Source organism: Streptomyces capoamus, from assembly GCF_014654935.1.
Classification (GTDB): Bacteria; Actinomycetota; Actinomycetes; order Streptomycetales; family Streptomycetaceae; genus Streptomyces; species Streptomyces capoamus.
The window spans coordinates 71,141-71,406 of the sequence record NZ_BNBF01000018.1; the positions used below are offsets into that span (position 1 = coordinate 71,141).

Annotated in this window: 1 pseudogene; it reads left to right on the plus strand. The window is 78.9% G+C overall.

The window, feature by feature from the left end:
• Positions 1-138, plus strand: a pseudogene (locus IE312_RS44035) (PLP-dependent aminotransferase family protein); the annotation flags it as partial.
• Between the last annotated feature and the right edge of the window lie 128 nt (positions 139-266).

A 266-nucleotide genomic window follows, 5' to 3' on the forward strand; every position in this document is an offset into this window, starting at 1 on the left:
GCCTTCTGCGTCGATCCCAGCCGGACCCCGGACGCGGTCAGGCTCGGGCTCGGTTCGGCCCCGGAGCCGCAGCTGGCGCGGGCCCTGGAGACCCTCGCCGGCGTCGCACGGGACGCAGCGGCCGCAGGTACCGGGTGAGCCAGGCGATGAGCGTCACCGCCAGCCCGAGGCCCAGCAGCAGCCAGGCGGCCGAGCGCAGGGTGCCCGTCAGGGCGTCGTAGACGGCGCCCGCGGCCGGGTGGGGGACGCCGGCCGGCAGGTCGGCC